Below are 21,484 nucleotides of genomic sequence, written 5' to 3'. Positions count from 1 at the left end.
GGGACCTACGGCTCCCGTGCGCGGATGGTTCACCCGGCGCACCGGTGAACCATCCGCGCACCGGAGCCGTAGTGCCCATCGGGTGCCCGGCGCAGCGACTGTGCCGCCCTCGTTCTCGACCGTCCCGGCCTCCGCCGCCGGGGCGCCCCGACAAGGAGTCAGAAGATGATCTGGTACGTCCTGGCCGTGGTGCTGGGGCTGGCGCTGATCGGGGCGGTGGCCGCGCTGATCATCACCGAGCGGCGGGCCCGCCCGCCCAAGCCCGTCGCCGCCTCGGCCGCCGTCGTGGGCCGGGAGGCGCTGGACGTGGTCAACGCGGGCTTGCGCCGGCTGACGGGCGAATGTCTGCGCTCCGGCCGGTCGCTGCCCGACCTGTACGCCGTCGTCTACTCCGAGGAGCGGCTCGCACTGCTGCTGGCCGGGGCCGAGGAGGCCGCCCCCGCGCCCTGGACCGCCGAGGCGGACGGCGAGCGCTGGACGATCTCGCCCGACGATCTGCACCGCCCCGGCCCGGAGGGCGAACCGGCCCTGCCGTACGCGCTGACGGTGACGGTGGGCCTGGACGGACCCGACCGCGTACTGGTCGACCTCTCCCGGGCGGCGGGGCCCGTCTCGGTGACGGGTCCGGACAAGGAGGTGCGCAGCCTGGTACAGGCCGTCGTCACCGAGGCGCTCGCCGGCCCGGTGGGGGCGCTCGCCGAGGTCACCCTGGTGGGATCCCTGGCCGACGGCCGGCTCCTCTCCGGCGACGAGCCGCGGACGTCACGTCTGCACGACGCGGCCAGCCTGGAGGAAGCGTTCGCCACGGTGGCGGCGTCGGCGGGCACGGGAGCGCCGGAGCCCGGCTCGCCCGACGTCACCCAGATCTTCCGGCTGATCGAGGGCAGCAGCCGGATCGCCGTCCAGGGCGAGGCGCCGCATCTGTTCGTCGTGGACGCCTCGCAGCTCCCGCGACGGGAGGGGGCGCTGGCCGGTCTGCGGCGCGGTGACGCGCTACTGGTGCTCGGCGAGGCACCCACGGGGTGGCGCTGGCGTGCCGATGAGGACGGATCGCTCGACACCGGGCCGCTCGGCCTGGAGATCACCCGGCACGCGGGACGTCTGGCATGAGTGTCATCCGGCCTCGCGGTACAGGCCGCCCGTGTACAGCCCGCGGCTGTGCAGTGCCTCGCGCAGGGCGCGGGCGGCGTAGAACGTGCGGGACTTGACGGTGCCCGGCGGCACGCCGAGGATCTCGGCCGTCTGGTTGACGCTGCGTCCCAGGTAGTGCACGTGCAGCAGGACCTCGCGCTGGGCCGGCCGCAGGTCCCGCAACGCGTCGATGAGCACCTGGGAGGTGAGCATGTGGTCCACGCCGTCGGGCACCGGCAGGTGGGCGAGTTCCGGGTCACCGGTCTCCGGTGGTCTGGCCTGGCGGGCCCGGTGGCCGTCGATGACCAGATTGCGCAGCGCGGTGAACAGCCAGGGCCGCACCGAATCCGTGGTCGGGTCGAGTTCCTCGGCGTGCCGCCAGGCGCGTATCGCGACTTCCTGGAGGACGTCCTCGGCGCGGTGCCAGTCGCCCTCCAGCCGCCGAGCGGCGAACTGCAGCAACGCGTTGCCATGGAAGTCGTAGAGCGCTCTGAGGAACTCGTCCGGGTGGGGTTCCGCGGCGCGGGGGCCAGGAATGAGGTTTTCGGTCGAAGCACTGGCCGACAAGGGCCTTTTCCTCTCCGGTCGTCTGGGGGGAGACGGGTTCCACCGGCTGCGGGACACCCGGCAGGCGCCGCCGCGAGCCGCCGTGCGCCCGTGCGGCGCCCGTCAGCCTGCGGCGGCGGTGAACTCACCCCGTCAGCGCCGGTCAGCCCGGTTCGCGAGAGGAAAGCGAGCCCACCTCACGGGACGTCAACTCCCGGTCGTAGAGATGTACGTCGGCGATGTCACCGTTCCAGTAATCGGTCGCTTTCCCCTCGAACTTGGCGCGTCCGATCACCACGGTGCCAGTGGGTTTCACGCCATTGGAAGCCACCCTGGTTCCCGCGAGCCGGCCGTCCACGTAGATCTGCATCCGGTGGTCCTGCTGACTGTACGTGCCGGTCAGGTGGTACCAGCGGCCGGGCTGCGGCTTCTCGAGTGTCTCCGCGATCGTACGGGTACCGAAGAAACTGAAGGCGAAGTTCCCGTCCTGGCCGGAGTACTGGAGGAAGAACGCGCTGATCCCGTCGCCGTCCTGGGACACGGCGGTGTGCATGCCGGTCATGTCCTGGGGGGCGAGGCGCACCCGCGCGGCGACCGAGTAGTCCTTGCCCACGGTGTCGAGCCGGGTGTTGGAGTCCACGTATCCGCTGGTGCCGTCCAGATGCACGGCGCCGCCCTCGGGGCCGTCGGTCCACTGCGTCCCGCCCTTGACCACGGCGTCGTGCTCGCCGGCCTTCGCGGTGCCGGACTGGTGCAGGGGCCACCAGCCGATTCCCTGCAGCGACTTGGTGTCGTCACCCGGGCTCGACGCGGCCGGTTTCGCTCCGGCCTGTTCCTTTCCGGAGTCCTGGTCGCGTACCAGTTGGACGACGACGAAGGCCAGCGCGACGGTCAATACGGTGATTGTGGTGATGAGTGGCCATCTGCGCGTCATGAATGTCCTCAGGAGGTGCGGCATAAAGGTGTCACCGGTGACTACGCGTCCGGTCCGGAAGTGGTTCTGCGCGCATGCAGGTTGTGACCGGCCCGTGAGGCGGCGGACCGGTCCGCCCCTGGATGTGCGCCCGTGCGCGGGGCGATGCGGCGAGTACGTCCTGGTCCCGGCCGGGAGCACCGTACGCACGTCCTGTCCGGACGGGGTCACTCCGTTGAACGCGACGGCGGGCCGGACCAGTTACGTGCCGAACCCCGCCCTGACCGGCCGTACCCGGCCACTGGCGTGGCATTTCCCGCCGACGGCGCCCGGCAGGTTCGTCCACACCCTGGTGCTGCTGTACGCGGTGTCCGCGTCGCTGGGTCGGTCAGCCGGTCAGTCGTTCTTGGTGTAGGTGAGCTGTTCGCCGGTGTCCGTGTTCTCGCGGCGCAGGGAGCCGTCCGGGAGCAGGGTGAGCGTGGTGGATTTGCCCGCGGTGCAGGACGACATGGGTTCGCCGACGACGACGGTGGAGGGGCCGACCTCGACGGGTCCGTTGGGGGATGGTTCGGCGGTAAGGTCCGCCCGGAAGACGCAGTGGTAGGAGCCGCCGCCGTCCAGCGGGCCGTCCGCGGTGAGGGTGAGGACGGTCTCGCCGACCGTGCCCTGCTTGACGGCGAGCTCACGGGTGGAGCGGCCCACGGCGTTGTCGATGGAGCCGGACCAGGTGCCGAGGTAGCCGGCCGGGACGGAGCCGTCGCTGTTCCTCTTGCCGTCACCCGGGCTCGACGCGGCCGGGCTCGGTGCGGCCGGCTTCGCTCCGGCCGATTTCGCCCCGGCATGTTCCTTTCCAGCCCGTACCTTCCCGGAGTCCTGGCCCCGCACCAGTTGGACGACGACGAAGGCCAGCGCGACGGTCAATACGGTGATCGTGGTGATGAGCAGCCATCTGCGCGTCATGAATGTCCTCAGGAGGTGCGGCATAAAGGTGTCACTGGTGATCACGCGTCCGATTCGGAAGTGGTTCTGTGCGCACGTAAGTTGTAACAGGCCCGCGAGGCAGCGGACCGGCCCGCCCCCGGATGTGCGCCCATGCGCCGGGAGACGCGGCGACGCCTGGCCCGTACGTCAATCGGGATGAAGGGGACGCGGGTTCAGGACGCCAGGCGCCGCAGCCGACTGGCTGCCTCCTGGAGGAGGTCGTCCTTCTTGCAGAAGGTGAAGCGCACCTGGCTGCGGCCCGCGTCGGGGGAGTCGTAGAAGACGGAATTGGGGATGGCGACGACGCCGCAGCGTTCGGGGAGGGCGCGGCAGAAGGCGTAGGCGTCCTCCTCGCCGAGCGGGGAGATGTCGGTGGTGATGAAGTACGTGCCCTGGGGTTCGTAGACCTCGAACCCGGCCGCGCGCAGCCCGTCGCCGAGCAGGTCGCGCTTGCGTCGCAGGTCGGCGCGGAGGTTGTCGAAGTACGTGTCCGGCAGCCGCAGCGCTTCGGCGATCGCGTACTGGAAGGGGCCCGCGCTGACGTAGGTCAGGTATTGCTTGGCCGTCCGGACGGCGGCGACGAGCGGGGCGTCCGCCGTGACCCAGCCGACCTTCCAGCCGGTGAAGGAGTACGTCTTGCCGGCCGAGCTGATGGTGACGGTGCGCTCGCGCATGCCGGGGAAGCCGGCGAGCGGGAGGTGCTCGCCCTCGAAGACCAGGTGTTCGTAGACCTCGTCGGTGACGACCAGGAGGTCGCGCTCGCAGGCCAGCGCGGCGATTGCACCGAGTTCCTCGCGGGTGAGGACGGTGCCGGTGGGGTTGTGCGGGGTGTTGAGCAGGATGAGCCGGGTGCGGGGGGTGACGGCGGCGCGCAGTTCGTCGAGGTCGAGGCGGTAGGTGCCGGTGGTCGCGTCGGGACGGAGGGTGACGGGGACGCGGCTGCCGCCCGCCATGGCGACGCAGGCGGCGTACGAGTCGTAGTACGGCTCCAGGGCGATGACCTCGTCGCCGGGCTCCAGCAGGGCCAGCAGGGCCGCGGCGATGGCCTCGGTGGCGCCCGCCGTGACCAGGACCTCGGTGTCGGGGTCGTGGGCCAGCCCGTAGCGCCGTTGCTGGTGTTCGGCGATCGCGGTGCGCAGTTCGGGGATGCCGGGGCCCGGCGGGTACTGGTTGCCGAGCCCGGCGCGCAGGGCGCGGACCGCGGCCTCGCGGATCTCTTCGGGGCCGTCGGTGTCGGGGAAGCCCTGGCCGAGGTTGATGGAGCCGGTCCGTACGGCAAGCGCCGACATCTCCGCGAAGATCGTCGTGCCGAACTCGGCGAGGCGGCGGTTGAGCGGCGGTCGTCCCTGTGTCATGACCACCATCCTGCGCGGAAGCTCTGGAGTTGCTCAAGTCTGCTTTGGCCGTACGGGGATGGGGGCATCCCCCATTCACGCGGGAAGCGCGCGGAAGCGGGGGGACCTCGCTTCGGGGGAACGGAAGGACATGAGGTCGTGAGGACTTTTGTCGGAGTGGTGATCGCGGTGGCCGTGATCGGACTGATCGTCTCGCTGGTAACGAGGGCCGGGAACAAGAAGAAGGCGCGCGCACGCAGTGGGCGCCGTGGTGCCGGCGGCAGCAGCGCCGCGGGTGGCAGCTGGTGGGCCGACGGTGGTAACGGCGGCGGTGGTAACGGCGGCGGTGGTGGATCGTCCTGCGGTAGCTCCGGCGGTCACTCGGGCGGTAGCTCCGGCGGTCACTCGGGCGGTAGCTCCGGCGGTCACTCGGGCGGTAGCTCCGGCGGTCACTCGGGCGGTCACTCGTGCGGCGGTCACTCCGGGGGGCACTCGTGCGGCGGTGGTTCCTCCTGCGGTGGCGGGGGCGGATGCGGCGGAGGCGGCTGACACGGGGCAGCTGATCCGTGACCGGGCGGGGCCACACGCCCGGTGCCGGGCCCGTGCGGTCCGGTGTCCGACAGGTACCCGGCGGGTGAACTCCCGCCGGGTACCTTTTTGTTGGGCCTTTCCGCGCGATTCCGGTGAACAGGTGAACCGACAGGCCCCCTACGGGATGGAAACCACTTCAAGTTGGGCCAAAACGCTGTGGGCGCGGCATGCTTCGTGATTCCCTCGGGTGAGAGAACATCCAGCCCTCGGACCCGAGTTGGACCTGATCGGGCGCTTCCCACCTCCCACGTGCATCACGTCGGAGGCGTCCCCTGTCCATGTGTCCACGCTTGCTTGCGGAGCCGACTCATGCTCACGACCCTCCAGACGGCCTATTCCGACACCCGCGCTGCCGATCTGGCCTGGGCGCTGGGGCGCGAACCGCTCCCCGCCCTGGCCGTGCTCGACCTCGATCTCGCGGGTGCCCGACTCCAGATGCGCCTGCTCGGTGCCTCCCACCAGGTGCTCCTGGAGGAGGACCGGGGCACCTGTTCCGAAACCGTCGCGTGCATCCCCGGCAGCAGCACGCCGCTGCCGCTCGGAGTCGCCAAGCGGCTCGGGGAATGGGAGTACGAATTCGCGGCACGCGTCGAGACGCTCTCGGCGGGTTCGTTCGCGGGGCGCGCGCAGGAGCTCCTCGCGCTCGTGGCCGACCATCCCCATGGGCTCGCCGGGACGTTCCCCGGCAGCCCGCACGCCTTCACCGCCATGCTCGCCCAGCGGGCCGACGGCGAGGTGCGGTGGCGTACCTGGCACGCGTACCCGCAGGAGGGTCAACTGGTCGTGACGCGGACCCGGGTCGGCGTGCGGATGCCGGCGGCAGCACTCTGACACGGGCCAACCTCCCTTACGAGCGTGCCACTTACATCCTTGTGGGTGACAGGCAGCCACCTCGTCGTAACGTAGCGTTCGCCTCATGATCGACCAGCAGGTGTTGTTGCGAGGGGGCGCGGCGCGTCTTCCCGTACGGCCGAGGACCGGTCGCTGTCTCGTGCTGACCGCTGTCTTCGTCTGTGCCGCCTGCGGTCTGGTGTACGAGCTCGAACTGGTGGCGCTCGCGTCCTACTTGATCGGTGATTCGGTCACCCAGGCGTCCGTCGTGCTCTCCGTGATGGTGTTCGCGATGGGCGTCGGCTCGCTCCTCGCGAAACGTTTGCGCAGCCGTGCCGCGGTCGGTTTCGGGCTGATCGAGGCGGCGCTCGCACTCGTCGGCGGTTCCTCGGCGGTCGTGCTGTACGCGTCGTTCGCCTGGATCGGGGAGTCGCGGTTCGCCCTGGTCGGGTTCTCGCTCACGATCGGGGTCCTGATCGGTGCGGAGATCCCGCTGCTGATGACGCTGATCCAGCGCGTCGACCGGCAGGACCCGGGCGGGGCCGTCGCGGATCTGTTCGCCGCCGACTACGTGGGCGCGCTGGTCGGCGGGCTGGCGTTCCCCTTTCTGCTGCTGCCGGTGCTCGGACAGCTCACCGGGGCGCTGTTCACCGGCGCGGTCAACGCGGCGGCGGGCGGGGCGCTGGTGCTGTGGGTGTTCCGGCGGGACCTCACCCCGCGCTCCCGGTGGCTGCTGATCCTCGTCAACGCCGCGGTGATCGCCGTGCTGGCCGTCTCCACGGCGCTCGTCGACGACTTCGAGCGGGCGGCGCGCCGCGCCGTGTACGGGGACGGGGTGCGGGTCGCGCTGCAGACCGGGGTCCAGGAGATCGTGCTGACAGGGACGGGCCGCAGCTCCCTGGACCTGTACCTGGACGGGCGGCTGCGGGTCAGCGCGCGCGACGAGTACCGCTACCACGAGGCGCTGGTGCACCCGGCGATGAACGGGCCGCGCGCCCAGGTCCTGATCCTGGGCGGCGGCGACGGACTCGCCGCCCGGGAGGTGCTGCGCTACCCGGACGTACGTGCTGTCACCCTCGTCGAGCTCGACCCCGGCGTCACCCGGTTGGCCCGTTCCGACCCCGCGCTCTCGGCGCTGAACGCCCACGCGTTCCGCGACCCGCGGCTGACGGCCGTCGACGCGGACGCCTTCAACTGGCTGCGGGCGGCGCACGGCGGCTACGACGTGGTGATCTCCGATCTGCCCGACCCCGGGATCTCCGCCAGCACGAAGCTGTACTCGACGGAGTTCTACGGGCTGATCGCCGAGGCCCTCGCGCCGGGCGGCCGGCTGGTGGTGCACGGGGGCCCGCCGGTGATCCGGCCGCGCACGTACTGGACGGTGGAGGCGTCGATGAGGGCGGCGGGCCTGCACACCCGCCCGTACCGGATCAGCGGCCGGCCCTCCGATTTCGCGGCCGGTCCCGACCGGGCCACCCACCGGGCGCAGGCCGCGGACGGCTGGGGCTTCGTCCTGGCCGGCCGGGGCGGGGCGCCGGAGCTGCGCCTCGCCCCGGGGGCGCCGGAGCTGCGGTCGCTGACACAGCCGTCGCTGGCGCGCGCGGGGCGGGACGCGGAGAGCGTCCGGCTGCGCGGGCTGCCGTCGTCGACGCTGGTGCATCCGCGGTACTGGGAGGACCGGTGAGCCGGACGCCGTCCGCCCGGCGGTCTCGCGGCGCCGAATCGCTGACGTGATGGCCGGGGCTGAGTAGGCTCGGTTTCCATGGAGCATGAGGTGTTCGTTCCGGTTTCGCCCCCGTCCCTTCGGCGGACGCTGGGCGATCCCGCCCGCGTCGCGCGCTGCGTGCCGGGACTTCAGCAGGACGCCGACGCGTCCGCGGGCCCGCTGTCCGGCCGGCTCAAGGTCCGGATCGACGGCCACACGATCACGTACCGCGGTGCGCTGCGGTTCACCGCCGCCCCGCAGGACGGTTCGGACGGGGGCGGGATCCTGGTGACGGGCGAGGGCGTCGAGGCCCGGGGGACCGGCGCGGCGAAGCTGGCCCTGACGATCAGCCTGACGCGCAAGGACGACGGCACGTCGATCGGGTTCACGGGCACGGCGAGCGGCGATGGCCGCCTTCTGGACCTGGAACCGGCGGCGGCGCTCGCGGCGGCCCGCCGCCTGCTGGACCGCTTCGCGCAGCAGCTGGTGACGGAGACGCTGGCGGGTGGCGGCGCGGGCGGCGAGGCGGGCGGCGAGGCGGGCGGCGAGGTTGTCGACGAGGCCGAGCGGTCCGTCGGGGAAGCGGTGGAACAGGCCATCGAGGAGGCGGCCGAGGAGGCCGACACGACCGGTGCGGCCCCGGCCCGCGGCACGGCTCCGGAAGCCGCCGGTGACTCCGGGCCGGACAGCGCCGACGACAGCGCCGACGACGGTGCCGACGACGGTGCCGACGCGCCCACGGACGACGCCGCCACGGACGGGACCCCCGCCGCCGGGAAGCCCCCGGGCACGGGCTCCGTCTTCGACGCCCCCGTGCCCCCGCCGTCGCTCGACCCCGCGGCGGAGGTGGAGTTCACCGTCCCCGACGGCCCCCCGGCCGAGGCCGCGCACGCCAGGCGGACCATGATCGGCCGTAGCGCCGAGGAGGTCGACCACGCGCCGCCGCGCGGCCGGTACGCGCCCGTGCCGTCACCCGATTCGACCACCGCGGGCGCCACGCTCCGCTGGGTCGCTCCCGCAGCGGCGCTCGCGCTCGCCTCGGCCGTCGTGGTGACCCGGGTGCTGAGGCGGCGGAGGTAGTCGCGCCAGTAATGTCGGTCCGGTGAGTAGCAGCGAGAAGAACGTCCGGCTTTCCGTCGGCGACGCAGAGTTGACCGTGAGCCCCGCCGCAGGCTGCCGCATCAGCAGCCTGCGGATCGGTGGTACCGAGCTGCTGCGGCAGGGGGAGCGGTACGGCTGCTTCCCGATGGTGCCGTGGTGCGGGCGCACCGAGAACGGCATCTTCCACAACGGCGGCGTCCCGCACCGGTTGCCGCTGAACTCCCCGCCGCACGCCATCCACGGCACCGGCAGGGACACGGCCTGGCACACCGCCCGGATGGGCGAGCGGGAGGCCTCCTTCTATTACGACCTGGCCGACCCCTGGCCGTATCCGGGCCGGGTGACTCAGACGTTCGAGCTGGCCGAGGACTCGCTCACGCTCGCCTTCGGCATCGAGACATACGGGGATTCGTTCCCGGCGCAGGCCGGCTGGCACCCCTGGTTCCTGCGTAACCTCGGCGGCGGCGGCCAGGACGTACAGCTGGCGTTCGACCCGGCCTGGCAGGAGGAGCGGGGCGAGAACCATCTGCCGACCGGCCGCCGTATCCCGCCCCTGCCCGGCCCGTGGGACGACTGCTTCGGGATGCCGGACGGCGTCGATGCGACGCTCACCTGGCCGGAGCAGCTGGAGCTGACCGTGAAGAGCCGGGCCGAGTGGGTCGTGATCTACGACGAGCAGGCCGAGGCGGTCTGCGTGGAGCCGCAGTCCGGTCCGCCGAACGGGCTGAACACCGACCCCCGGTACGTCACCCCGATCGAACCGCTGGAGATCGCGACGACCTGGAGCTGGCGCAGGCTCTGACCCGGGCGGGGCTCCGGGTGCGCCATGGGACCCGCCCTCCCCGCCTCCAGGAGCTCTGACCCGGGCCGCCGACTCCGAGGGTGTTCCGGGCGCGGGCCCCAAGGGTGCTCCGGGCGAGGGTTCGCGGCGCGGGCTCGGGGCGAGGGTTTCGGGCGGGTGCTCCGGCGGGGGCCGGGCTGCCGGTCGGCACGGGCCGTGAGGCGGGCGCCTTAAGCTCGTAGCCATGACTGACGTACGTGCTGAGCTGCTCCAGCAGATCAAGGACAAGGCCGTGGTACACGGCAAGGTGACCCTCTCCTCGGGTCTTGAGGCCGACTGGTACATCGACCTGCGCCGCATCACGCTGGACGGCAAGGCCGCTCCGATGGTCGGTCAGGTCATGCTCGACGCCACCGCCGAGCTGGACTACGACTGCGTGGGCGGACTGACGCTGGGCGCCGACCCGGTCGCCACGTCGATGCTGCACGCCTCCGCCGCGCGCGGGCAGGAGCTGGACGCGTTCGTCGTCCGTAAGGCGCAGAAGGCGCACGGGATGCAGCGCCGCATCGAGGGCACGGATGTGAAGGGCCGCCGCTGTCTGGTGGTGGAGGACACCTCGACGACCGGCGGTTCGCCGCTGACGGCTGTTGAGGCGGTGCGCGAGGCCGGCGGCGAGGTCGTCGCCGTTGCCGTGATCGTGGAGCGGGGCGCGGCTCCGGCCATCGCGGAGGCCGGTCTCCCGTATGTCCACGTTTACTCGGTGGCCGACCTCGGGCTGGCCTGACATCTGGGGTGACGTAGGGGCTGACCTGCGGTTTTCGTCAAGGGCTGGTTGTTTCACGTGAAACGGCCGGCTCTTGACGTATGCCCGCGAACCACTCGCCGGACTGTTGGGGCAGCAGGCCGGGTGGAGCCGGAGCGAGAGTCTGGGAGGATGGGGGCGACGATGACGTCGCCCCCAGGTCAGGGAACCAGCAACGCACACCCGCATATCCCAAGGAGCGGTCAGATGCCCATCGCAACCCCCGAGGTCTACGCCGAGATGCTCGACCGGGCGAAGGCAGGCAAGTTCGCCTACCCGGCCATCAATGTGACGTCGACCCAGACCCTGCACGCTGCACTGCGCGGCTTCGCGGAGGCGGAGAGCGACGGCATCGTCCAGATCTCCACCGGTGGGGCGGAGTTCCTGGGCGGCCAGCACAACAAGGACATGGTCACGGGCGCCGTCGCCCTCGCCGAGTTCGCGCACATCGTCGCCGCCAAGTACGACATCTCGGTCGCGCTGCACACCGACCACTGCCCGAAGGACAAGCTGGACGGTTACGTACGTCCGCTGCTCGACATCTCCGCCGAGCGCGTCGCCCAGGGGCAGAACCCGCTGTTCCAGTCGCACATGTGGGACGGTTCGGCCGAGACCCTTGCCGATAACCTCGCCATCGGCCAGGAGCTGCTCGCCAAGGCCGCCGCCGCCAAGATCATTCTTGAGGTCGAGATCACCCCGACCGGTGGCGAGGAGGACGGCGTCACGCACGAGATCAACGACGAGCTGTACACGACCGTCGACGACGCGCTGCGTACCGCCGAGGCGCTCGGGCTGGGCGAGAAGGGCCGCTACCTGCTGGCCGCCTCCTTCGGCAACGTCCACGGCGTCTACAAGCCGGGCAACGTCGTGCTCCGTCCCGAGCTGCTGAAGGACCTCCAGGAGGGCGTCGCCACCACGTACGGCAAGGCGGCCGGCAGCCAGCCGTTCGACTTCGTCTTCCACGGCGGCTCCGGCTCCACCGAGCAGGAGATCGCCACCGCGCTGGAGAACGGCGTCGTGAAGATGAACCTCGACACCGACACCCAGTACGCCTTCACCCGCCCGATCGTGGACCACGTGTTCCGCAACTACGACGGTGTGCTGAAGGTCGACGGCGAGGTCGGCAACAAGAAGGTCTACGACCCGCGCAGCTGGGGCAAGTCCGCCGAGGCGGGCATGGCCAAGCGCGTCACGGAGGCCTGCGCCAACCTGCGCTCCACCGGCACCAAGCTGAAGTAGCGGCCGGCCCGAAGTGTGGCCGTGGGCCCGGTACCCCTGGGGGTGCCGGGCCCACGGCGTATCCGAGAGAGGTATGAGGGATCGCTGTGAGTTCCAGTGCGCACTATGACTTCGACACCGTCGTCGACCGCCGGGGCACCTGGTGCGTCCAGTGGGACGGGGTCGCGGACCGCTTCGGGGTGGACGGACTGCTGCCGTTCACCATCTCCGACATGGACTTCGAGACCGCACCGGAGGTGCTGAGCGCGCTGCGGGCCCGGCTCGACCACGGGGTGTTCGGCTACACGACCTGGCAGCAGGACGACTTCCGTTCGGCGATAGCCCATTGGTACGCGACCCGGTACGGGACCCGCATAGACACCGGGCAGCTGGTGTACGGTCCGTCCGTGCTCAGCCAGCTCTCCCAGCTGCTCCAGATGTGGACGGCCGAGGGCGAGGGCGTCGTCGTCCACGCCCCGACGTACGACGGTTTCCGCAAGGCGATCACCGGGCTCAGGCGCGAGCTGAGGGGCGTGCCGGTGGGAGACACGGCCGCGCTGGAACGCGAGCTCGCCCGCCCCGACAGCAAGGTCCTTCTCGTCTGCTCGCCGCACAACCCGACGGGCCGGGTGTGGACGGAGGCCGAACTGGGCGAGATGGCCGCGCTCGCGGCGCGGTACGGGGTCGCGGTGATCAGCGACGAGATCCACGCGGACTTCGTGCACGAGGGGCGCGCGCACGTGCCGTGGACGCGGGTCGGCGGTGCGGGGCGCTGGGCGCTGATCTCCTCCGCTTCGAAGGCGTTCAATTTCCCGGCGCTGACCGGCTCGTACGGTCTGATCGCCGACCCGGCCGACCGGGCGGAGTTCCTGCGCCGGATGGAGACGGCCGAGGGGCTCGCCTCCCCGGCGGTGCTGTCGCTCACCGCGCACATCGCCGCGTACCGGCACGCCGGGGCGTGGCTGGACGAGGTCCGCGCGTATATCGCCGGGAATCTGGCGCTGGTCGCGGAACGGCTGAACGGGGCGTTCCCGGAACTGGGCTGGAAGCCGCCGCAGGCCGGTTACCTGGCCTGGATCGATCTGCGCCCGGCGGGTGTGGCCGACGACGAGGCCTTGCAGCGGGTGCTGATCGAGCGAGAGAAGGTCGTGGTGATGCCGGGGACGGTGTACGGGGCCGAGGGCTTCGTGCGGCTGAACGTCGGCTGCCCGAGGTCCAAGGCGGAGGCGGGCGTGGAGGCGCTGATCCGGGGCGTCCGGGCCGTTGCGGAGGCCGGGGCTTAGGGTCGGACTCCGCCTTCGGACCGGGTCCGTCCGGGCTCTGCCCACAGAGGTCGCCGCGCTCCTGGCGGCCGCCGCCAGGAGCGAGCCGCCGGGACCGGCCGGGGGCACCACGACGACGCCCGGGGGCACGGCGACACCCGGGGTCACCACGAGGCCCGGGGGCACGACGAGACCCGGGCGGAAGCTGTCGCGGGCGGAATGGCGGGACGCCGAGAAGCGGGTCGATGGGGTTCCGGACGGCAGCACCCGGGCGATGGAACACGCCGGTGGACTCGTCGTCCGGGCGTTCCGCGAGGCCGGGTTCCCCGTGGACTGGAACGGCGCGGGGGACAGCCGCCCGTCCCTCGCGCTGACCGGCTGACCGCACGCCTCAGGAAGGACCCGCCGCCCCGATGGCCCGGGCGGCGGAGAACGGGGATGCTGCTTCTATGCCTGACGCAGAGACGGGAGCCATCCGGGTCGCCTCCCCGGCCGGGCGCTGGGTCGTCCTCACCACCGTCCTCGGCTCCAGCATGGCCATGCTCGACTCCACCGTCATCAACGTCGCCCTGCCGCGTATCGGCAAGGACCTGGGCACCGACCTGGCCGCCCTCCAGTGGACCGTCAACGCCTACATGCTGACCCTCGCCGGGCTGATCCTCCTCGGGGGCACCCTCGGCGACCGGTACGGGCGGCGGCGGGTCTTCGTCGTCGGAGTCGCCTGGTTCGCCACCGCGTCCGTGCTGTGCGGCATCGCGCCGAACGCCGCCGTCCTGATCGCCGCCCGTGCTCTCCAGGGAATCGGCGGGGCGCTCCTCACCCCCGGTTCGCTGGCGCTGATCCAGGCCAGTTTCCATCCGGACGACCGGGCCCGCGCCGTCGGGCTCTGGTCGGGGCTCGGCGGGGTCGGCGCCGCCGTCGGCCCGTTCGTCGGCGGGTGGCTCGTCGACGGGCCCGGCTGGCGGTGGGTGTTCCTGCTCAATGTGCCGCTCGCCGCGGTCTGTCTGCCGGTGGCGCTGCGCCACGTACCGGAATCGCGTGACCCGCACGCGCACGGGCGCTTCGACGTGCTGGGTGCCGTGCTCGGCGCGCTCGCCCTCGCCCTGGTGACCTACGCGCTGATCGAGGCGCCGGGACAGGGGGCGTCCGGTGCGGTGATCGGGGCGGGCGTCGGCGGGGTCGTGCTCGCGGCGGTGTTCGTGCGGGTGGAGCGGCGGCGGCCGGACCCGATGCTGCCGTCGTCGGTGTTCGCCTCCCGGCAGTTCACCGTCGTCAACATCATCACCCTCTGCGTGTACGCGGCACTCGGCGGCTACTTCTTCCTCGCCGCGATCCAGCTCCAGGTCGTGGCCGGGTTCTCGGCCCTCGGCGCGGGCACGGCCCTGCTGCCCATGACCGTGCTGATGCTGCTGTTCTCGGCCTCCTCGGGCGAGCTGGGGCAGCGCATCGGGCCCCGTATCCCGCTCACCGTGGGTCCCCTGGTCGCCGCGGCCGGAATGCTGCTGATGCTGCGGGTCGGACCGGGATCGAGCTCCGTCTCCGGCTACCTCACCGATGTGCTCCCCGCCGTCGGGGTGCTCGGCGTCGGACTCGTCACCGTGGTCGCCCCGCTCACCGCGACCGTCCTGGCCTCCGTCGACACCGCACGGGCCGGCCTCGCCAGCGGGATCAACAACGCGGCCGCCCGCGCCGCCGGGCTGATCGCGGTGGCCGCGCTGCCGCTGCTCGCGGGCATGGGCCCGGAGGCCTACCGGAACGCCGACGAGTTCGCCGCGACGTTCCGGCGGGCCATGCCGATGTGTGCCGGGCTCCTCGTGCTGGGCTCGCTGATCGCCTGGGCGACCGTACGGAAGCCTCCCGTCACGGCGGACGAGAAGAAGCCGCGGCCCGAGTGCACGGTGCACTGCGGCGTCGCCGCCCCGCCGCTGGAACCCGTGCAGGAGGAGACGCGGAACGAGGAGACGCGGAACGAGGAGACGCGGAACCCGGACGCGGGCTGACTGCCGCTGCCGTGTGCCCGGGGTGTGGACCGGCCGTCGGTGGCGTGTCCCGAGGTGTGGGCCGGCCGTCGGTGGCGTGTCCCGGGGTACGGACCGACCAGGGCGACGCACATCCCCGAGGGGCGGACCGAACGTCGGTGACGTACCCCGGTGCACGCTAGGAGCCCATGGGCTCCACGGCTCCACGGGGCGCGCTACCGCACTACCAGGCGTGAACCAGCCCTCCGGATGGCGTCCGGGTACCCCGGCGCGCATGTGCCAGGCACACTTGAACCCATGTCGATCCACGAGAACCTGCTCGGGGGACCTCCCCCGACCCGCCTGCCCGACGACCCGGAGCCGCGCGAGCTGCTCGCGAACGGCACGGCCCCCGCCGACGTCGCCGCGAAGTACCCGACCTCCTCCCTGGCCTGGGCACAGCTCGCCGACGAGGCGTTCGAGGGCGGCCGCGTCATCGAGTCGTACGCCTACGCCCGAACCGGCTACCACCGCGGCCTCGACGCGCTGCGCAGGGCCGGCTGGAAGGGCCACGGCCCCGTACCGTTCGAGCACGAGCCGAACCGCGGTTTCCTCCGTGCCCTGCACGCCCTGGCGCGGGCCGCCCAGGCGATCGGTGAGCAGGAGGAGTACGGGCGCTGCTCGACGTTCCTCCGCGACTCCTCGCCCACCGCCGCGGAGACCCTCGGCTGAGAGCCTGTCGGGGGACCTCTCGTCCGGATCCGGCGTGATCCGGACGAGAGGCCCTGGACGTACCGGGCTCGACGCACAGATTCCGGACCCCGTGGACAGTCGTACGTCCGCGGGGTCTGCGCTCCCCCATGAGCTCCGTCTAGGATGCCGACAGGGGACCGGAGCTCCACCACCTCACGGAAGGGGCGGACCGCTACCCGGAAGCTCGTGTCGAGGAGACAGCAATGTCGACGATCCACCCCGACCCCGAAGCCACCGGTGCGCAGACCCCGCACCTCGACTTCGCGGGAACGACTCCGTACGAGGACTACGTCCAGGCGGATGTTCTGACCCATCTCCAGCACCCTCGCTCCGACGATCCGGGCGAAATGGTCTTCCTGGTCACCACCCAGGTCATGGAGCTGTGGTTCACCGTCATCGTCCACGAGTGGGAGACCGCCGCGCACGCCCTGCGCGAGGACCGGCTGTCCGTCGCCCGCGACGCGCTCAAGCGGTCGGTGCGGGAACTGGAGGCGCTCAACGCCTCGTGGACGCCGCTCGCCCAGCTCACCCCCGCCCAGTTCAACTCCTACCGCGCCGCCCTCGGCGAGGGCTCCGGCTTCCAGTCGGCGATGTACCGGCGGATGGAGTTCCTGCTCGGCGACAAGTCCGTGTCCATGCTCGTGCCGCACCGCGGCGCGCCCCGCGTCCACGCCGAGCTGGAGAAGGCGCTCGCCGAACCGGGCCTGTACGACGAGACGCTCGCGCTGCTCGCCCGGCGCGGCCACGCCGTACCCCAGGACGTGCTCGGCCGCGATCTCACCCAGAAGTACGAACCGTCCCCCGAGGTCGAGGCCGTCTGGGCGGAGATCTACGCCAACCCCGACCAGCACGACGAGCTGATCCGGCTCGGCGAGGCGCTGACCGACGTCGGCGAACTGGTGTGGCGCTGGCGCAACGACCATCTCGTCGCCACCCGGCGTGCGATGGGCTCGAAGACCGGGACCGGCGGTTCCGCCGGGGTCGCCTGGCTGGAGAAACGGGCCACGAAGAACGTCTTCCCCGAGCTGTGGACGGCGCGCAGCCATGTCTGAGTCCTTCGCCGCGCGGGCCGCGGCACTCGACGCCGACGACCCGCTCGCGGACCGGCGGAAGCTGTTCGCCCTCGACGACACCGTCTATCTCGACGGCAATTCGCTCGGCGCACTGCCCGCGCACGTGCCCGCCCGGGTGCAGGAGGTCCTCACCCGCGAGTGGGGTGAGCTGCGGATCCGGTCCTGGGACGAGAGCGGCTGGTGGGCCGCGCCGGAGCGGATCGGCGACCGGATCGCGCCGCTCGTCGGGGCCGCCGCCGGACAGATCGTCGTCGGCGACTCGACCAGTGTGAACGTCTTCAAGGCCGTCGTCGCGGCGGCCCGGCTGGCGCCGGAGGGGCGTGACGAGATCCTCGTCGACGCGACGACCTTCCCCACCGACGGGTACATCGCCGAGTCCGCGGCCCGGATGACCGGCCACCGGCTCGTCCCGGTCGTCCCCGCCGAGGTGCCGGGCGCGCTGGGGCCCCGTACCGCGGCCGTGCTGCTCAACCATGTCGACTACCGCACCGGCAGGCTCCACGACCTGCCCGGACTCACCGCCGCCGTGCACGCGGCGGGCGCCATCGCCGTCTGGGACCTGTGCCACAGCGCGGGCGCCCTGCCCGTCGGCCTCGACGAGCACGGCGTGGACCTGGCGGTCGGCTGCACGTACAAGTACCTGAACGGCGGCCCGGGTTCGCCCGCCTACATCTACGTCGCCGAGCGCCACCAGGCGGCCTTCGACTCGCCCCTGCCGGGGTGGACGTCGCACGCCGACCCGTTCGGCATGACCCCCGAGTACACCCCGGCCGACGGCGCGGTACGAGGTCGGGTCGGCACCCCCGACATCGTCTCCATGCTGGCGCTCGAAGCATCGCTGGACGTGTGGGACGGGGTGTCCATCGACGAGATACGGGCCAAGTCCCTGGCGCTGACGGACTTTTTCCTGATGTGCGTCTCCTGGTACGCGCCCGAGGGCCGGGTTCCCTCCATCACCCCCGCGCGTGCCGAGCGCGGCAGCCAGGTCGCGCTGCGCTGCGAGGAGGCGGAGCAGGTGATGAGCGCGCTCATCGCCCGGGGCGTCGTCGGGGACCTGCGGCGGCCGGACGTGCTGCGGTTCGGGTTCACCCCGTTGTACGTGGGGTTCGCGGATGCGGAGCGGGCGGCGCGGGTGCTGGGCGAGGTGCTGGGCGAGGTGCCGGACAGCCGGGTGCGCTGACCGGGGACGGGAGACCGGTCCCGGGATCCGGGGCGGGGGCGGACTCCTGGTGGAGTCCGCCCCCGCGTGATCATTCCGCGGGGACGGGAACCTCTCGTACTGGTACCGTCCCCGCAGGTCAGCCCAGTTGGGTTCGGGTACGGACCGATACAGCTCGGATACAGGACGGTTGGAGCAGCATGTCGGATTCTGCCGCGCGTGATCGTGACGCAGCCGAGACCGCGTCGGCCCTCTCGCATCCACCGGTCGCCCCCGATGCTTCCGCCGCCTACGGCAGCCACCCCGACCAGCTGATCGACTTCTACGCCCCGCGCGACGGCCGGACCGGTGCGCCGGTCGTGGTCGTCCTGCACGGCGGGTCGTGGCGGGCGCCGTACGACCGGCAGCACGTGTCGCCGTTCGCGGATTTCCTGGCCCGGCGCGGTTTCGCCGTGGCCAGTGTCGAGTACCGGCGGGGCGGCGGGATCCCGCCGCAGTCGGGGGCCGGTCCGGTCGCGGGCCGCTGGCCGGAGACCTTCGACGATGTCGCCGCGGCGATGGACGCGCTGCCGGATCTGCTGGTCCGGGAACTCCCGGTGGCCGATCTGCGGCGGATCGTCCTCACCGGGCACTCCGCCGGTGGGCAGCTCGCCCTGTGGGCCGCCGCCCGGCATGTGCTGCCCGAGGGCTCGCCGTGGCGGCTGCCCGCACCGCCGCCGCTGCGGGGTGTCGTCGCTCTCGCGCCGATCGCCGATTTCGCCACGGCCGTCGAGCTGGACGTGTGCTCGGGGGCGGTCGGCCAGCTCCTCGGCCGTGAGGAGGACTTCGGGGAACGGGCCGCGCACACCGACCCGGCCGTGCTGCTGCCCACCGGCATCGCGACGACCGTGGTGCAGGGCACCACCGATCTCGATGTGCCGCAGGCCGTCTCGGAGGCTTTTGTCGACGCGGCGGCGAAAGCGGGGGAGACGGTGGGCCTGACCCTGCTGCCCGGCGTCGGCCACTACCCGCTGATCGATCCGGCGAGCGACGCGTGTGCGGTGGTCGCGGAGGAGCTCGCCCAGCTGGCCTGGTGAGCGCGGGGAGGAGCTCGCCCAGCTGGCCTGGTGAGCGCGGTGTCCGACGGCGGTGCGGGCCCGTAGTACTTGCGATGGACGGCGCGGGATCCACAGCACTGCTGACGACCCGCGCCGGTTCGGCCCCTACCTTGGAAGCGTGACCGAGACCAAGAGCAGAAGCCCCGAGTACCGAATGGCCGCCGGGGCGTTGGGCGGCCTGCGGCAGGACCTCTTCCGTGCCCCCTTCGCCTACCGTCCGCTGGCGCGGATGCGGACCGACGGGCCGCTGGTCCGGCAGCTGCCGCAGCGGATGCGTGAGCGTGCCGCCTGGACACCCCACGCGCTGATCGGGGCAATCGCGCTGTTCGTGGCCGTCCTGGGCCTCGCCGAGTCGGACGCCTTCGCGCTGCGTTTCATGTTCGACACCATCGCGCTCGCGCTGGTTCCGGCGATCACCGTACTGATGACGCTGGTCAGGCCGGTCGGCGCGTTCTGGATGTCGATGGCGCTCACCCCGTTCGCGGCGGTCGCCAGCGGTGGCTACTGGCCCTGGACGCCGAGCACCTTCGTCTCGCACCTGGTGGTGCTCACCGTGGTCGCCGCCCGGACCCGGCCCCGTACCGCCGGCTGGATGTGGGGTCTCACGGTGCTGCTCGGCGCCGTGCTGGAGAACTTCGGCAGCTGGCACCCCACGTCGACCGCCACCGCCGTCGCCGTGGTCTCCGCGTTCGCGCTGCTGGTGGTGGCCGTGGTGCAGATCCGTCGTGATGCGGAGCGCGAGGTGACCGTGCAGCGCACCGTGACCGCTGTCGAACGCGACCGGCGCACGCTCCTGGAGGAGCGCACCACCATCGCCCGGGAGCTGCACGACGTGGTCGCCCACCACATGTCGGTCGTCGCGATCCAGGCCGAGGCCGCCCCGTACCGGGTGGAGAATCCGCCGCCGGAGCTGGAACAGGCCTTCGTCACGATCCGGGAGAACGCGGTCTCCGCCCTCACCGAACTGCGCCGGGTCCTCGGCGTCGTCCGGGCCGAGGACTACCAGGCGCCGGACGCCCCGCAGCCCACCCTCGCCCAGCTCGACGGTCTCCTCGCCAATGTGCGCGAGGCGGGCCTGGAGACGGAGAAGACGACCACCGGCGCGGTACGTGAACTGCCGCAGGGCGTCGAGCTGTCGGCGTACCGGATCATTCAGGAAGCCCTCAGCAACACGCTGCGGCACGCACCGGGCGCCACTGCCAAGGTCGAGATCGGCTACGTGCTGGGCGGACTCGGGCTGCGGGTCGTCAACGGGCCGCCGACCGGTCCGGTGAAGGCTTCGCCGGGGGCCGGTCACGGGATCACGGGGATGCGGGAGCGCCTCGCGATGCTGAACGGCGACATGACGGCCGAACCGACGGAGGAGGGCGGTTACGAGATCACCGCGTTCATCCCCGTCCAGCCCGCAGCCGATACGGACGAGCCGCGGAAGGCACAGGTGGAGAAGGTATGACCACGTCGCCCTTCGTCTCCGCTTCCCCCTCCGCCGCCCAGCCCATCCGGGTGCTGATCGTCGACGACCAGATGATGGTCCGCGAGGGGTTCTCGGTGCTGCTCAACGCCATGCCGGGGATCGAGGTCGTCGGCGAGGCCGTCGACGGCCGGCAGGCCATCGCGCAGGTCGCGGCGCTGCGCCCCGATGTGGTGCTGATGGACATCCGGATGCCGGAACTCAACGGCATCGAGGCCACCCGCGAGATCGTCGCCGCCGACGCGGACGCCAAGGTACTGGTGCTGACCACCTTCGACCTGGACGAATACGTGTACCAGGCGCTGCGGGCCGGGGCGTCCGGCTTCCTCCTCAAGGACGCCTCCGCCCGCCAGCTCGCCGACGGTGTACGGGTGGTGGCCGCCGGTGAGGCGCTGCTCGCCCCGGCCGTCACCAAGCGGCTGATCAACGAGTTCTCGAAGCTCTCCCAGAACCCGCGGCCGCCCGCCCTCGCCAGGGTCGGCGATCTCACGGAGCGGGAGACGGAGGTGCTCGTGCTCATCGCGCAGGGCCGGTCCAACGCGGAGATCGCCTCGCATCTGGTGGTCGCCGAGTCCACCATCAAGACGCATGTGAGCCGCATCCTGGTGAAACTGGGGCTGCGCGACCGTACCCAGGCGGCCGTCTTCGCGTACGAGGCCCGGCTGATCACGCCCTCCTGAGCCGAGGCGTCCAGGGCCGGGCCGGGGGCCGGCGGCGGATGGCCGGCGGCGGGCTCGTACCGGGGCGGGTGTGGCCGGCGGCGGGCTCGTACCCGGG

The 21,484-nt window shown here is 72.0% G+C and carries 19 protein-coding genes; 15 read left to right on the top strand and 4 right to left on the bottom strand.

Features of this window, described 5'->3' with window-relative positions:
* Window positions 1-165 precede the first annotated feature (165 nt).
* Window positions 166-1,110 (top strand): hypothetical protein, encoded by a 945-nt coding sequence (locus tag ACF08M_RS17450; RefSeq protein ID WP_392186113.1) that lies wholly within the window; start codon window positions 166-168, stop codon window positions 1,108-1,110.
* Between the two features lie 3 nt (window positions 1,111-1,113).
* Here the strand turns inward: ACF08M_RS17450 and ACF08M_RS17445 are convergent, their stop codons facing one another.
* From ACF08M_RS17445 to ACF08M_RS17430, 4 genes are all read right to left on the bottom strand, one after another.
* Window positions 1,114-1,698, bottom strand: coding sequence for a sigma-70 family RNA polymerase sigma factor (locus tag ACF08M_RS17445; RefSeq protein ID WP_392186112.1), 585 nt, complete (start codon window positions 1,696-1,698; stop codon window positions 1,114-1,116).
* A gap of 142 nt (window positions 1,699-1,840) precedes the next feature.
* Entirely contained in the window at window positions 1,841-2,611 is a 771-nt protein-coding gene (locus ACF08M_RS17440; protein WP_392186111.1) for a LamG domain-containing protein, read from the bottom strand.
* A gap of 375 nt (window positions 2,612-2,986) precedes the next feature.
* Window positions 2,987-3,550: a hypothetical protein gene (locus ACF08M_RS17435; protein WP_392186110.1), complete on the bottom strand. Its 564-nt coding sequence runs from the start codon at window positions 3,548-3,550 to the stop codon at window positions 2,987-2,989.
* Window positions 3,551-3,744: 194 nt separating this feature from the next.
* The gene (locus tag ACF08M_RS17430) at window positions 3,745-4,926 is read right to left on the bottom strand and encodes a pyridoxal phosphate-dependent aminotransferase (RefSeq protein ID WP_392186109.1); all 1,182 of its coding nucleotides are present in this window, start codon (window positions 4,924-4,926) and stop codon (window positions 3,745-3,747) included.
* Between the two features lie 879 nt (window positions 4,927-5,805).
* On the opposite strand from ACF08M_RS17430, the gene ACF08M_RS17425 reads away from it, so the two are divergent.
* The 14 genes from ACF08M_RS17425 to ACF08M_RS17360 all read left to right on the top strand — a co-directional run bounded on the left by ACF08M_RS17425 (window position 5,806) and on the right by ACF08M_RS17360 (window position 21,387).
* Window positions 5,806-6,327, top strand: coding sequence for a DUF2617 family protein (locus ACF08M_RS17425; RefSeq protein ID WP_392186108.1), 522 nt, complete (start codon window positions 5,806-5,808; stop codon window positions 6,325-6,327).
* A gap of 85 nt (window positions 6,328-6,412) precedes the next feature.
* On the top strand, window positions 6,413-8,011 hold the full coding sequence (locus ACF08M_RS17420; protein ID WP_392186107.1) for a polyamine aminopropyltransferase: 1,599 nt from the start codon (window positions 6,413-6,415) through the stop codon (window positions 8,009-8,011).
* A gap of 78 nt (window positions 8,012-8,089) precedes the next feature.
* Complete coding sequence (locus tag ACF08M_RS17415; protein ID WP_392186106.1) at window positions 8,090-9,112, top strand: SRPBCC domain-containing protein; 1,023 nt, start codon at window positions 8,090-8,092, stop codon at window positions 9,110-9,112.
* A gap of 22 nt (window positions 9,113-9,134) precedes the next feature.
* Window positions 9,135-9,935 (top strand): aldose 1-epimerase, encoded by an 801-nt coding sequence (locus ACF08M_RS17410; RefSeq protein ID WP_392186105.1) that lies wholly within the window; start codon window positions 9,135-9,137, stop codon window positions 9,933-9,935.
* 223 nt (window positions 9,936-10,158) lie between these two features.
* Entirely contained in the window at window positions 10,159-10,698 is a 540-nt protein-coding gene (gene pyrE, locus ACF08M_RS17405; protein WP_362193165.1) for an orotate phosphoribosyltransferase, read from the top strand.
* Window positions 10,699-10,923: 225 nt separating this feature from the next.
* Entirely contained in the window at window positions 10,924-11,955 is a 1,032-nt protein-coding gene (gene fbaA / locus ACF08M_RS17400; protein ID WP_392186104.1) for a class II fructose-bisphosphate aldolase, read from the top strand.
* 86 nt (window positions 11,956-12,041) lie between these two features.
* Window positions 12,042-13,217 (top strand): MalY/PatB family protein, encoded by a 1,176-nt coding sequence (locus ACF08M_RS17395; RefSeq protein WP_392186103.1) that lies wholly within the window; start codon window positions 12,042-12,044, stop codon window positions 13,215-13,217.
* Between the two features lie 428 nt (window positions 13,218-13,645).
* On the top strand, window positions 13,646-15,196 hold the full coding sequence (locus ACF08M_RS17390; RefSeq protein WP_392186102.1) for an MFS transporter: 1,551 nt from the start codon (window positions 13,646-13,648) through the stop codon (window positions 15,194-15,196).
* Between the two features lie 276 nt (window positions 15,197-15,472).
* Window positions 15,473-15,886, top strand: coding sequence for a DUF3151 domain-containing protein (locus ACF08M_RS17385; protein WP_392186101.1), 414 nt, complete (start codon window positions 15,473-15,475; stop codon window positions 15,884-15,886).
* Window positions 15,887-16,110: 224 nt separating this feature from the next.
* A complete protein-coding gene (locus ACF08M_RS17380; RefSeq protein ID WP_392186100.1) occupies window positions 16,111-16,959 on the top strand; it encodes a tryptophan 2,3-dioxygenase family protein in 849 nt (282 codons plus the stop codon).
* A complete protein-coding gene (kynU, locus tag ACF08M_RS17375) occupies window positions 16,952-18,160 on the top strand; it encodes a kynureninase (RefSeq protein WP_392186099.1) in 1,209 nt (402 codons plus the stop codon). The genes ACF08M_RS17380 and kynU overlap by 8 nt, the downstream gene beginning before the upstream one ends.
* A gap of 179 nt (window positions 18,161-18,339) precedes the next feature.
* Window positions 18,340-19,215 carry an alpha/beta hydrolase family protein gene (locus ACF08M_RS17370; RefSeq protein ID WP_392186098.1) on the top strand — a complete coding sequence of 292 codons (876 nt, stop codon included), beginning with the start codon at window positions 18,340-18,342 and terminating at the stop codon, window positions 19,213-19,215.
* A 139-nt stretch (window positions 19,216-19,354) separates the two neighbouring features.
* Window positions 19,355-20,689 (top strand): sensor histidine kinase, encoded by a 1,335-nt coding sequence (locus tag ACF08M_RS17365; protein ID WP_392186097.1) that lies wholly within the window; start codon window positions 19,355-19,357, stop codon window positions 20,687-20,689.
* On the top strand, window positions 20,686-21,387 hold the full coding sequence (locus tag ACF08M_RS17360) for a response regulator (protein WP_392186096.1): 702 nt from the start codon (window positions 20,686-20,688) through the stop codon (window positions 21,385-21,387). Before ACF08M_RS17365 ends, ACF08M_RS17360 begins: the two co-directional genes overlap by 4 nt.
* The last annotated feature ends 97 nt before the right edge of the window (window positions 21,388-21,484 follow it).

The sequence above is a fragment of the Streptomyces sp. NPDC015032 genome, assembly GCF_043080425.1.
GTDB lineage: Bacteria > Actinomycetota > Actinomycetes > Streptomycetales > Streptomycetaceae > Streptomyces.
This window is presented reverse-complemented; position numbering and strand designations above follow the sequence as displayed.